Below are 344 nucleotides of genomic sequence, written 5' to 3'. Positions count from 1 at the left end.
GTATCGGTTATCATGATTGTCATCTTGATAGTTATCCCGCTGCCGCCGCTGTTATTGGATATCTTAATCATGATCAATATCAGCTTGGCGCTGACTATCAGCTTAGTGGCCATGAACACGCAAGAGCCATTGCAATTCTCGATTTTTCCGACGCTACTCTTGCTGACAACCTTTTTCCGTCTCGGCTTGAACGTCTCCACAACGCGTTCGATCTTGACCAATCAAACCGGCGGGCAAGTGATCGAAACCTTCGGTTCGTTCGTGGTCGGGGGCAGTGCCATTATCGGGACTTTGGTGTTCTTGATTTTGGTTATCATCAAATTTCTCGTCATCACGTAGGGCTC

At 47.7% G+C, this 344-nt stretch carries 1 pseudogene; it reads left to right on the top strand.

Going from position 1 to position 344, the window contains the following annotated elements:
* Positions 1 to 336, top strand: a pseudogene (locus AY633_RS15690) (FHIPEP family type III secretion protein); the annotation flags it as partial.
* Positions 337 to 344 lie beyond the last annotated feature (8 nt).

The organism is Planococcus maritimus (genome assembly GCF_001592825.1).
Classification (GTDB): Bacteria; Bacillota; Bacilli; order Bacillales_A; family Planococcaceae; genus Planococcus; species Planococcus maritimus_C.
The sequence above is the reverse complement of the archived record's forward strand: the minus strand, read 5'-3'. Positions and strand labels throughout refer to the sequence as shown.